Source organism: Bacteroidales bacterium (assembly GCA_012517825.1).
Taxonomy (GTDB): domain Bacteria; phylum Bacteroidota; class Bacteroidia; order Bacteroidales; family JAAYUG01; genus JAAYUG01.
Genome location: JAAYUG010000131.1, coordinates 1 through 12,415 on the forward strand (window position 1 = coordinate 1; position 12,415 = coordinate 12,415).

A 12,415-nucleotide genomic window follows, 5' to 3' on the forward strand; every position below is an offset into this window, starting at 1 on the left:
AAAATTTAAAAAATAAAGTATCATCGCTCGTATTACCCTTGACAAATTCGGAGCGTGGGCTATCTTTGCTTAACAGGATGACAATGGAACGTCCTAAACTGTTTTGAAAAATATGTCCAGAAAATAGGGGGTCAAACCATTATTATTCAAAGTATTTTTCTTGTTATTTTATTGACTAACAGATAATTAATTGTACAAAAACTTTTACCAGAATTTTCAATTAGAACAAAACACTTACTATTAAGAAAATGGATTTAAACATTTTGAAAGGGGATATTTTGTGAATGGGGTTAATAAAATTATGGATGTATTAGTCAGACCAAATGAGCATCTACAAAATATTTATTTCTATGTATCTGAAAACTCTGAATAAACTGATCCTGCTGGGGTTCCTTTGTTTTTCCTGTGCTGGTAAAGAAAAAACGCCGGATAATAACAATCGATTGTGGTACAGATATCCAGCAAAATATTGGAATAGCCAGGCCCTGCATCTTGGCAACGGATATTTTGGTGCTTCTTTTTTTGGAGGAGTTGAAGAAGAGGTTTTTGCCATATCGGAAAAGAGTTTTTGGACAGGCGGACCTGCCAATGGAAATTGGACCAAAGCTGGTGTTAATCCGAAAGCAAAAGAATCCCTTCCGCTAATTAGGGCAAAAATCCTTAACGGAGAAACTCTCATAGCTGATAGTTTGGTATCGAACAATTTTTTTGGTTCATCGGAACTTTTCGGTTATTTTACATCGGTTGGCAATTTATCTGTTAAATTTCTGAATCATGAAGCCCGGACAGATTATTATATAAGAACCCTGGATCTTGAACATTCCCTGGGCACGGTTGAATATGAAATGAACCAGACCAGATACAAAAGAGAGTATTTCTGTTCTTATCCTGATCGTGTTCTTGCCATGCGATTCTCTGCGAATAGTCCCGGAAAGATCTCATTTAATCTAAAAATTGATATTCTGCAGGATTCTTCCAGCATTGAAATTTCAGAGAATACCTATCAGGTAAAAGGGTTTATCAACGACAATCATCGCCCATTCAATGTACTGGTATATATGAGGAACCATGGAGGGAAAGTGGGGAAAGACGGGAATTTTATGACGGTAAGAAGTTCAGATACAGTTGAGATTTACCTGACTGTTGCAACAGATTATGAGATGAAATATCCCGAATACACAGGCGCTCAACCAGAGAAAGCAACTACAGATATTATTCATAATGTTATGAAAAATGAATATGGATATCTGAAAAAACGACATATATCTGATTACAGGGCATTATACGACCGGGTTAAATTTACAGTAGAAGGCAATCATGAAATGGAAAAACTTCCGACAAACGAGCGCTTTCAAAGACTTAAAGCCGGTGCCTCCGATCCGGGCTATAAAGTCCTTGCATTCAATCTTGGCCGATACATGATTATCAGCTCATCGCGTCCTAATACCCTGCCTGCCAATCTCCAGGGTGTCTGGAATGTCTTTCGTGTTGCTCCCTGGGCGGGTAATTATCAGAGCAACATAAACCTCCAGGAAATCTATTGGTCATGTGGCCCGACAGATTTGGCAGAATGTCAGCAAGCATATATCAATTGGATTGAGAACCTTTCCATCTCAGGAAGAGAAGTGGCAAGGCGGATCTATGGCACCAAAGGCTGGGTCAGTCATACCACCGGAAATATCTGGGGACACGCTGCACCCATCGGAAGTCATCCCTGGGGTATGTTCCCAATGGGAGCGGCATGGCATTGTCAGGCTGTATGGGATCAGTTTGCCTTCACCCAGGATACCCAATATCTTCGAAAGCAAGCTTATCCGCTGTTGAAGGATGCATCTGTATTTTGGCTTGAAAATCTTATCCGGTGGAACGGCTACCTAATAACAGCACCGTCAGTTTCAGCCGAGCATGGCGCACTGATGACAGAAAACGGGCTGAATCCTGCCTTTCACGATTCCATCAGTAACAACTATTATTATTGCCTTCCGGGAATATACCAGGATATTGAAATGATATGGGATTTGTTTACCAACACGGCATGCGCAGCAAAAATAATTGGCGAAAACACTTTTGCTGATACTCTTTTGAAAACCAGACAAAATCTTTTGCCATTAAAAATCGGAAAGCATGGCCAGCTTCAGGAATGGTATGAAGACATCGATCATCCGGAATGCCATCACAGGCACATAGCTCATTTATATGCAGTTTGCCCCGGACACCAGATCAATCCCATAAAAACTCCGGAGCTGGCAAATGCAGCAAAAAAATCATTAAACATGAGGGGAGATGGACGTTTTCCGATGCAGGAACTGGCATCAGGCGGTAATTGGGCCAGGGCACACCGGATGTGGTGCTGGACGAGGTTAATGGACGGGAATCGTGCTAACAAAATCATGACGGAAATGCTTACCGAGCAAGGTTTTGAAAACGGTCTTACCTTTCAGCATGCCGACTATCATTGGGAACGTAAAGACCTTTATAAAGAGGGCGAATTGTATTGTCATTTTCAGTTAGATGGTTCTGCTTCTCTTCCGGGATGCATTGCTGAAATGCTTGTTCAGTCGCATATGGATGAAATCCATCTTTTACCAGCATTGCCTGATGAATTTAAAACAGGAAAAATAACAGGCCTGAAAGCAAGAGGCGGTTATAGAATTAATATGGAATGGAAAAAGGGGGAGCTAATTCGGGCGGAAATATTGGCAAAAAAGGAGAGTCCGGTTCCTTTGATCCGTTTGAAAGACAGATTAATCCATCTCAACGATTCCAAAATAATAAAATTCAAAAGAATTGATGATTAAGCGCAAACATTGCGTTAGAAAAATCAAATGCAATCCGATAAGGAAGAATCAACCCCTCATGGCGCATGAAAACAATCGTCATGTGCCTAAAGGGCCGCTTTCACTCCGTTTCAGCGGGGTTAAGTCGGATGCCTGCGCTAAATGCTAACACATTATGCATTAGTTCGCTTTGCTCCCAATACATAATCCGGTTTAATATTATAACGTCTTGACTCATATTTTGAAATGTTATAAAATTATGATCGAATCCCCGAAGGTATGGAATTATTATAGAAAATGCTTTCAGGTGAATCAATCAGAACCCCGAAGGGGTGGATTATGAAACCCACATGTTATACAAACGCAAACGCAACGGAAATAAAATCTGCAATAGGCAGGTTTCTTCATACCATTGAAAATCAATTTTATTATGATGAAACACCCATGTAATGAAAACTCAAACACTTATGAACAAAATTCACATCATAGGTGTTCCATTCGACCTCTTAAAATCAATTTTGTTTGGATGAAAAACAACAGAATGCTGGTTGTTTTTCTCTTTTTATCTGCATTAACATTAAGATGTGGACATGAAACAATAACGTGGAAAAAACAATTAAAAAATAATATTACTGAACAGAAGATTAACAGAGAGAAGCTCGAATTGCGTTTTTCAGAAAAAACAACAAGTAATCTTTGCCTGGTTGCAAATTATCTGAAGAGTCAAAATTTTTCAGGCGACTTTTATTTATATGACAGGAAAATAAAATGGTGTTTCGGGGTTGATTCTGTAAAAATACCAGTTGGAATCATTGATATACTAATGGAAGAAGACGTTGAATATGTTGCTTGTGCTCAAGGGGTATTCGAATTTGGCTTTAATTTTGGTAACTTTGATAAAGGAACGGGAGAAAAAAGTTTGCTATTAAGCAGCGAACCGAATAATCCTTTAATTACTTCAGGCAATGTTCGCGCTGAATATATAAAACTTCCGAATGATAATTGTTTGAATCTCAATTGGTATTTGGAAATTTTTTGTGCTGATCCAGCCAGGTAAGAGGTATGCCCGATGCTACCTCTCTGAATCTTTCTTTGTTTCCGGCACATCATGATGGGACAGTAAGCCGGGCCTCAGTTTTCGGGTTCGCTCCAGCGCCTGTTCCATCTTCCATTGCTCAATCTGCTTATCATTTCCGCTCAGCAAAATATCCGGCACTTTCCAGCCCATGTAATCGGCCGGGCGGGTATAAACCGGAGGAGCAAGAAGGTTATCCTGAAACGAATCCGTGAGAGCCGAAGTTTCATCGGAAATAGCCCCGGGAATGAGCCGCACTAGTGCATCAACAATCACTGCCGCGGGCAGTTCACCCCCGCTGAGCACATAATCTCCTATGGATATTTCCATGGTTATGAGATGGTCGCGAACCCTCTGATCAACCCCTTTGTAATGCCCGCAAAGGATGATCAGGTTCTGACACATGGAAAGGCGGTTGGCCAGCGGCTGACTGAACGGAACCCCGTCGGGGGTTGTATAAATGACTTCATCGTACTGGCGTTCCGACTTCAGAAACTCAATAGCCCTGTGAATAGGCTCCACCATCATCACCATTCCCCCTCCCCCGCTGAACGGATAATCATCAACCCGCTTGTGTTTGTCGGTAGCAAAATCACGGATATTGTGCAGGTGGATCTCAACCAACCCCTTCTCCCTCGCCCGCTTAATTATGGACTCATCAAACGGACCCCGGAACATGGAAGGAAATATGGTCAGAATATCGATACGCATACCACTTTTTCGCAAAGGTATTGAAATGAACCCAAACATTGCATCAGAAAAAATTAATGTCATTTTGTCATTATCTTTTTAGTTCTTACTGTCATTTTGTCTTTTCGGTAAGCCATTTTACTGTCCTGATGGCATAAAAATCAGCCGGAATGAAATTTGAAAATCCTGTTCCGGAAAATCAATGTTAAACCTTTAAAAAATTACAACTATGACCATCGTTCGTTTCCGTCCCGATAGCAACAATGCCATCAGGAATGATTTCCGCAGTCTGTCGGATATGATTGATTCGTTTTTCAGCAGTCCGTTTTTGCCTGAATTCAATCCGGGTTACCGGCCTCTGGTGAATGTACTGGAAACCGACTCGGAATACCAGCTGGAACTCAGTGTACCGGGCTTTGACAAGAAAGACATTTCCTTGTCGGTTGAAGATCAGGTACTTGTTATTAAAGGCCAGCACAAAGAAGAAAAAACAGAAGATTCGGTTTACCACCGGAGAGAGTTTTCTGCAGGTGAATTTTCTCGCTTCTTTGAACTGAGCGATGACATTGACACCGAAAAGATCAAAGCCACTCATGAAAACGGCGTTCTGAGGATACGGCTTCCCAAAAAGCCGGAAGCAGTGAAAAAGGCTCCGAGGGAAATCCATATCAACTAAGATTCCGAAGAGTAGAGTATTCCGGAAAACCTTTGGCAGGCAGGGAAAAAAACGGCAGTTCTTTCCCTGCCTCTTTTTTTTGCGTAAATTTGCCGCTTAATTGACGAAAATTCTTTGAGTATTAAAGCTCAAATGTATATTTTCGCAACGGAATTTGTGGAGCACATTTATGGATGAAGCAAAACTGAATGACGATCCTCGTCAGGAGCATGCGACGAAGCCTGAGGGGCCGGTTATGAATCCTGATGATACGGCAGATCCGGTTTCTACCGAATCCGGGACTGACTCTGTTTCCCCGGCGGCCGGGAACGAAGAGCTTACAGCCGTTATTGCGGAAGATCACGCTGATGGCATGGAGGAGATTATAACGGATGAGGTTCTGCTGACGGAGCAGGAAGGCATATTGCCTGAACATGCCGACGAATTTGAAGGCGTGCACGAAGATCTGGCGAAGGCTGCCGAAGCGGCCGATTATTCCCGGCTTGACAGGGCAGAACTTCTGCAGGCTTTGAAAAATCTGATCGCCAATACGCCCATTCATCAGATCGGAGATGAAGCGGATCTGATCAAGATAAACTTTTACAAAAAATACAAGATTGAAAATGAACGCCGCCGGAAGAAGTTCATCGAAGAAGGCGGCAGAATGGAAGACTTCCATCCCGAAGAAGACCCGCTGGAAACGGAATTCAAGGAGGTTTTCCATCAGTACCGCGAATTGCGGGCTGACTACAACCGGAAACAGGAGGAAGAAAAGCAGGAAAACCTGAAAGCCAAGTACCAGATCATTGAAGAAATAAAAGAACTGGTTAACCGCAGTGAGTCAATCAATGCCACCTTTCAGGAATTCAGGGAACTTCAGAAGCGCTGGCGGAGTATAGGTCCCGTACCCCAGCAGAACGTCAAGGACCTGTGGGAAACTTACAACCACCATGTTGAAGTTTTCTATGACTACATTAAGCTGAACAAGGAACTGCGCGATCTGGACTTCAAGAAAAACCTGGAAACAAAGATCAGCTTATGTGAGCGTGCCGAAGAACTGCTTCTCGAGCCGGATGTGCCAAAGGCGTTCAGAATACTTCAGGAACTGCATGAGGAGTGGCGCGACACGGGTCCGGTGCCGCACGAAATGCGCGAAGAAATCTGGAACCGCTTTAAGGAAATTACTTCCAAGATTAACAAGCGGCATCATGAATATTATGAAAGCCTGAAATCCCAGCAGGTTAAGAATCTGGAACAAAAGACCGCCCTCTGTGAAAAGGCTGAAGAAATAGCCGCATCGGGTATCAGCACCATGAAAGAATGGGAAAAGCGTTACCGCGAGATACTCGAACTTCAGCAGGTATGGAAAACGATAGGCTTTGCCCCGCGGAAGGAAAATCAGAAGATTTACCAGCGTTTTCGTGCTGCCTGCGATGATTTCTTCCGCCGTCGGCGTGAATTCTTCCAGAAAATGAAGGAAGAACAGCACAACAACCTGCAGTTGAAAACCGAACTCTGCCTGCAGGCTGAAGCCCTCAAAGACAGTACCGAGTGGAAAAAGACAACGGAAGACCTGATCAACATCCAGAAACGCTGGAAGGAAATCGGGCCGGTTCCGCGGAGATATTCCGATGCCATCTGGAAACGTTTCCGCGCTGCCTGCGATGAATTTTTCAACCGGAAAGCGGCATATTACGCAGGAATTGACAGCCAGTACGAAGAAAACCTGAAGAAAAAACTCGAGCTGATTGAAGAAATCGAGAAATACCAGCCTGTGGAAAGCGTGGAGGAAAACTTCCGCAACCTGAAAGAATTCCAGAGGCGCTGGACTGAAATAGGTTTTGTTCCTCTGAAAGACAAGGAACAGGTTCAGCAGAGGTATAAGGAAGCCATCACCCGTCATTTTGAAGGGCTGAAGATGGATGATGAAAGAAAGAATCTCCTGCGTTTCCGGAACCGCCTCGATGCGCTTCAGCAGAAGCCAAGAGGAAACCAGAAGATTAAGGCCGAACGCGAGCGCCTGATTGGAAAACTTAAACAGCTGGAAAACGAAATTTCGCTCTGGGAAAACAACATAGGCTTCTTCATCAAGTCAAAAAATGCCGAGTCAATGATCAGTGAAGTGCAGAAAAAGATTGATGATGCAAAGGCACGGATTACCGAGCTCGAGGAAAAAATCCGCATCATCGACATGCACATTTCTGAATCGTGACAACCGGTTACCGCTGAGACTGTACAAAAAAATATAAGGCAGTGGCAACAAAATACATATTTGTAACCGGAGGAGTGACCTCCTCGCTTGGAAAAGGAATTATATCCGCTTCGCTGGGAAGGCTTCTTCAGGCGCATGGGTATAACGTCACCATACAGAAGCTCGATCCCTACATCAATGTAGATCCGGGAACCCTCAACCCCTATGAACACGGAGAATGCTACGTTACCGAAGACGGAGCAGAAACTGACCTGGATCTGGGCCATTATGAGCGTTTCACCGGTATTCACACCACCCAGGCCAACAATGTTACCACCGGCCGCATTTACCAGAGTGTCATCAATAAGGAACGGAGGGGCGATTTTCTGGGAAAGACCGTCCAGATTATCCCGCATATAACTGATGAAATCAAACGCCGCATCAAACTTCTGGGGGGCAATAACAAATACGACGTTGTGATCACCGAAATTGGCGGTACCGTCGGGGACATTGAATCACTTCCCTTTATTGAAGCCGTTCGTCAGCTGAAATGGGACCTTGGCCCGGGAAATTGCCTGGTAGTGCACCTTACCCTGGTCCCTTATCTTTCCGCTACCGGCGAACTGAAAACAAAACCCACCCAGCACTCGGTAAAGGCATTGCTCGAAAACGGGATACAACCCGACATTCTGGTACTCCGCACCGAAAAAAACCTTACCACCGATATCCGGAAAAAAGTGGCGCTGTTCTGCAACGTGGAGATGGAGGCTGTAATGCAGAGCATTGATGTTTCCACCATTTATGAAGTCCCTCTCCTTTTGCAGAAAGAAAAATTTGACCTGATCGTTCTGAAGAAACTGAACCTTCCTGCCAGAGAAAACCCCCAGCTGAAGGAGTGGAAAGAATTTGTGAACCGCATCAAGAACCCCGGTTCGACAGTCCGCATAGGGCTTGTCGGTAAATATGTCGAACTGCACGATTCCTACAAATCCATCAATGAATCGTTTGTTCACGCCGGTGCCATGAACCGATGCAAGGTGGACCTGCAGTTCATTCACTCGGAAGACATCGAAAGAGGAGATATCAATGAATTGCTGGGCTCGCTGAGCGGGATTCTGGTGGCACCGGGATTCGGTGACCGCGGCATTGAGGGGAAAATCCTCGCGGCGCAATATGCACGGGAAAACCGTATACCCTATTTTGGGGTTTGCCTGGGAATGCAATGTGCGGTAATTGAATTTGCCCGGAATGTACTGGGTTTAAAAGAAGCGCATTCCACCGAAATTGCACGGAACACGCCTTATCCGGTTATTGACCTGATGGAAGACCAGAAGGGCATCACCAACAAGGGAGGCACCATGCGGCTGGGGGCTTACCCCTGCAATATCAAAAAGGGCTCGCTTGCCTGGGAGGCCTATGGTAAACTCAAGGTGAGCGAACGCCACCGGCATCGTTTTGAATTCAACAACCAATACCTGAAAGCTTTTGAAAAAGCCGGAATGGTGGCAACCGGAATCAACCCCGATACCAACCTTGTTGAAATTATGGAAATTCCTTCACATCCCTGGTTTGTCGGTGTTCAGTTCCACCCCGAATACAGGTCAACCGTGAAGGAACCCCATCCCCTTTTTGTGGCCTTCGTCAAAGCCGCTCTGGAATACAAAGAAAAGAAGGAACGGGAAAAATCAGCAAAAAAAGATACTGCCAGGCTTCCGTCCTGACAAAATGAGTTGAAGTAAAATAAACCACGGGAAACATTCAGCATGGATAAAAACACAGTTATAGGACTTATTTTAATCGGTCTTATTTTCATAGTTTTCAGCATCATTAATAAACCGTCGAAGGAAGAGATGGAAGCGGCCCGGCACAGGGCTGATTCCATTGCCGCCTTACAGCAGGCTCAGCAGGAAGAAAGAGCAAAGGCTTTTCAGGCCGATTCCCTTCTGAAAGCTTCATCGCCGGAGTTGATCAAGGAGCAGGCAGTGGAACGGCAGGAAAAATTCGGCCCTTTTGCCTCTGCCACTGAAGGGACACCGGAATTCATCACACTGGAAAACGACCTGATACGGTTGGTAATATCCACCAAAGGAGCGCGTCCATACTCCGTTCAGATAAAAAAATACCGCCGGTACGATTCCCTGCCGCTGGTGCTTTTCGACGGGGATTCCACCGTATTTTCCCTCGGTTTTTTTGCCCAGAACCGTAAAGTATCAACCCAGGAACTGATCTTTACCCCGCAGGTAAACCAACGGACATTCCTTGCCACTAAAGATTCCGTTGTGCTTCCTCTGAGGGTAAGCATTGGCGAAAACAAGTACCTTGAATATGTTTACTCCCTGAAACCCGGGTCCTACAGGGTCAATCTGGATGTAAAGACCGTCGGCCTTCAGGATGTGATTGCCCAGAATATCAATTCGCTGGATCTCGAATGGCAGGCCTACATACCTCAGCTTGAAAAAGGCCGGCAGAATGAAGATAGTTATACGACCATTTTCTACAAATATGCCGGAGGTGATGTAGAAAACCTGAATCCCCGGTCAAAAAAGGGGGAAAACACGGCCGAACTCAACGTAAAAGTTAAGTGGGTGGCCTTTAAACAGCAGTTCTTTGCTTCCGTTCTTATTGCCGATGAAAGTTTTGCCAACGGACAGGTAACTTCGGTGCATATTCCCGAACCAAGCCCTTATCTGAGAAAGTTTTCAGCAGTTCTGGGAGTACCCTATAACCCCAATGCCGACAATACCATTGGCATGTCGTTTTATTTCGGGCCCAATCACTTTACCACACTGAAAAAAGAAGGAGACGACCTTCAGGAACTGGTGATTCTCGGAAAATGGATTGTTAAATGGATCAACCAGTTTGTGATTATTCCCATTTTCAATTTTCTGAACCGGTTTATATCGAACTACGGCATCATTATCCTGATTCTGACCATCATTATCAAGACGGCTTTACTGCCTCTCACCTACCGCAGTTATCTTTCCATGGCCAAAATGCGGGTGCTGAAGCCGATGATTGATGAAATCAATGCCAGAATTCCCAAGGAAAAAGCCATGGAACGCCAGCAGGCCACCATGAACCTTTACAAAAAGGTTGGAGTCAATCCTATGGGAGGATGCCTGCCGATGTTGCTTCAGTTCCCGATTCTCTTTGCCATGTTCCGGTTCTTCCCTACCTCTTTCGAATTGCGCCAGCAAGGCTTCCTGTGGGCTGATGACCTATCGACCTATGACTCCATTATCAGCTGGTCGGCTCATATTCCCATTCTCAGCAGCATTTACGGCAACCACGTCAGCCTCTTCACCATCCTGATGACGGTCACCACGATCATGTCCATCAAGATGAACAACCAGACATCAGCCTCTTCGACGCAATTGCCCGGCATGCAGACCATGATGTACATCATGCCCGTTATGTTTATGTTCTTCCTGAATAACTTCTCTGCTGCCCTTACCTATTATTATTTCCTCACCAACGTTATCACATTCGGGCAGAACTACCTGTTCAAAAAGATGATCAATGAAGAGGAACTTCTGGCAAAACTCAACGAGAACAAGAAAAAGCCGGTGAAAAAGTCACGGTTTCAGATGGCACTGGAGGAGGCTGCCAAACGTCAGCAGGCGGGCAAGCAAATTTCCACCGGAAGGAAAAAGAAATAAGCCTCTGACCGAAGCTCCAGATTCCTGAAACAGATAACGAAGAAACGGTTGGTGCTTGGCACCAACCGTTTCTTCGTTCGTTTTTTCGCCAACTATACCTTCAGGTTTTTTTTAACCGCCAGCATTTTCAATGCTGTTATAGCGGCCTCATCTCCCTTGTTCCCGTGCTTTCCTCCGGCGCGGTCGAGAGCCTGCCGGAGGTTCAGTGTGGTCAATACCCCGAAGACAAAGGGAATTTTGTACCGGAGATTCAGTTCGGTAATGCCCTGCGTTACACCCTGGCAGATATAGGTAAAATGCGGTGTTTCTCCCTGAATAACGCATCCAAGGCAGATCACCGCATCGGCTTTCCCCGCATCAGCGAGCCAGGCAGCTCCCAGGGGAAGTTCAAAACTCCCGGGAACATGAATGACCTGAATATCCTCTTTTGAAGCCCCGCAGCGAATCAGGGTATTTACCGCACCTTCAAGAAGTTTACCTGTTACTTCCTGATTCCACTCAGCAACCACAATACCAAACCGGTATCCCTTTGCCTCCGGCAAAGGTCCGGTTCCGAAATCGGAAAGATTTTTTCCTGCAGTGGCCATTGGATGCTGTGTTCCGCCAAAAACGGATTATTGCTCCATTTTTGCTTTTACACGGGCAATATACTTATCGATTGTATTGCTTTCGTTCGACTGGGGAAATTCCTTTTTGATCCGTTCGTAAATAGCCAGCGCGTCCTTGTTTTTGCCCTGCATTTCATATATCTGGGCGGTTTTCATCAGATATACAGGGGTAGTTAGCTGGTTGGGCGAAACACCGGCCGCTTTGGTATAATACTGCACGGCATCTTCGTATTCTTCTTTCTCGCTGTAGGCATCTCCCAGGGCACCGTATGCCATGCTCCGGATCATTTCGCTCTTCGTTTTAAATTTTTTCAGATAGCGGATTGCTTCGTCAAAATCGCCCATATGCAGATACGACAATCCGGCATAATATTTTGACAAACGGGCTGACTTCGTAAAACTATAATTATCAATTATATCAAGAAATCCAAGATGGTTGCCGTCGCCTTCCAGGGCCAACCGGAATGAATCCTGGGCGAAATAATCCTGCGCAACGTACATTTCTCTCTGAGCTTCCGCTTCCCTCGGCTGAAGGACAAACCGCCGGAGAGCCATATACGCTGCCGCCACTCCCAGAATGACCAGGGCAATAGTTGTCAGCAGTTTCTGGTTTTGCTCAATGAATTTCTCTGTCCGTGTCAGCGCTGTATCGACCGTTTCAACACCCTTTGGTGCATTGTCTTCCTTTTTTACCTTGACCATAGAAAATGTTTTTTCAGTTTTTTAAGGCAACCGCAAAAGTATATTTTTTAACCCGTTT

Annotated in this window: 9 protein-coding genes; 6 read left to right on the top strand and 3 right to left on the bottom strand. The window is 45.0% G+C overall.

Annotated features, from left to right (window positions below; translation table 11 throughout):
• The first annotated feature begins 350 nt into the window (after positions 1-350).
• Positions 351-2,798, top strand: coding sequence for a hypothetical protein (locus GX419_08900; protein ID NLI24808.1), 2,448 nt, complete (start codon positions 351-353; stop codon positions 2,796-2,798).
• Positions 2,799-3,303: 505 nt separating this feature from the next.
• Positions 3,304-3,834 (top strand): hypothetical protein, encoded by a 531-nt coding sequence (locus tag GX419_08905; protein NLI24809.1) that lies wholly within the window; start codon positions 3,304-3,306, stop codon positions 3,832-3,834.
• A gap of 15 nt (positions 3,835-3,849) precedes the next feature.
• Here the strand turns inward: GX419_08905 and trmD are convergent, their stop codons facing one another.
• Positions 3,850-4,563: a tRNA (guanosine(37)-N1)-methyltransferase TrmD gene (gene trmD, locus GX419_08910; GenBank protein ID NLI24810.1), complete on the bottom strand. Its 714-nt coding sequence runs from the start codon at positions 4,561-4,563 to the stop codon at positions 3,850-3,852.
• A 208-nt stretch (positions 4,564-4,771) separates the two neighbouring features.
• On the opposite strand from trmD, the gene GX419_08915 reads away from it, so the two are divergent.
• The 4 genes from GX419_08915 (at position 4,772) to yidC (ending at position 11,047) form a co-directional block, all read left to right on the top strand.
• The gene (locus GX419_08915) at positions 4,772-5,218 is read left to right on the top strand and encodes an Hsp20/alpha crystallin family protein (protein ID NLI24811.1); all 447 of its coding nucleotides are present in this window, start codon (positions 4,772-4,774) and stop codon (positions 5,216-5,218) included.
• 169 nt (positions 5,219-5,387) lie between these two features.
• Positions 5,388-7,409, top strand: coding sequence for a DUF349 domain-containing protein (locus GX419_08920; protein ID NLI24812.1), 2,022 nt, complete (start codon positions 5,388-5,390; stop codon positions 7,407-7,409).
• Between the two features lie 41 nt (positions 7,410-7,450).
• The gene (locus GX419_08925) at positions 7,451-9,109 is read left to right on the top strand and encodes a CTP synthase (protein NLI24813.1); all 1,659 of its coding nucleotides are present in this window, start codon (positions 7,451-7,453) and stop codon (positions 9,107-9,109) included.
• A 42-nt stretch (positions 9,110-9,151) separates the two neighbouring features.
• Positions 9,152-11,047 (top strand): membrane protein insertase YidC, encoded by a 1,896-nt coding sequence (gene yidC, locus GX419_08930; GenBank protein ID NLI24814.1) that lies wholly within the window; start codon positions 9,152-9,154, stop codon positions 11,045-11,047.
• A gap of 92 nt (positions 11,048-11,139) precedes the next feature.
• Here the strand turns inward: yidC and GX419_08935 are convergent, their stop codons facing one another.
• The gene (locus GX419_08935) at positions 11,140-11,634 is read right to left on the bottom strand and encodes a 6,7-dimethyl-8-ribityllumazine synthase (protein NLI24815.1); all 495 of its coding nucleotides are present in this window, start codon (positions 11,632-11,634) and stop codon (positions 11,140-11,142) included.
• A 27-nt stretch (positions 11,635-11,661) separates the two neighbouring features.
• Positions 11,662-12,357 (bottom strand): tetratricopeptide repeat protein, encoded by a 696-nt coding sequence (locus GX419_08940; GenBank protein ID NLI24816.1) that lies wholly within the window; start codon positions 12,355-12,357, stop codon positions 11,662-11,664.
• Positions 12,358-12,415 lie beyond the last annotated feature (58 nt).